Source organism: Pseudoalteromonas sp. CR1 (assembly GCF_019392235.1).
Taxonomy (GTDB): Bacteria; Pseudomonadota; Gammaproteobacteria; order Enterobacterales; family Alteromonadaceae; genus Pseudoalteromonas.
In genome coordinates, this window is the sequence record NZ_JAHXRM010000704.1 from 1 (window position 1) to 202 (window position 202).

Here is a 202-nt window from a genome sequence, read left to right on the forward strand (position 1 = left end):
GGTGCCGACTAACCGAGTCGAACGGTTGACCTACTGATTACAAGTCAGTTGCTCTACCAGCTGAGCTAAGTCGGCACACTAAACTGTGTGCTAAGGCACTTCATCAATTTTAAAGATTGATAACTTATAAATGGTGCCTCGACCCGGAATCGAACCAGGGACACGAGGATTTTCAATCCTCTGCTCTACCAACTGAGCTATC

Annotated in this window: 2 tRNA genes; both read right to left on the reverse strand. The window is 46.5% G+C overall.

Features of this window, described 5'->3' with window-relative positions:
- Positions 1 to 2: 2 nt before the first annotated feature.
- Positions 3 to 75: transfer RNA gene (locus tag KZZ04_RS21095), tRNA-Thr, on the reverse strand.
- A gap of 56 nt (positions 76 to 131) precedes the next feature.
- Positions 132 to 201, reverse strand: a tRNA-Phe gene (locus KZZ04_RS21100).
- Between the last annotated feature and the right edge of the window lies 1 nt (position 202).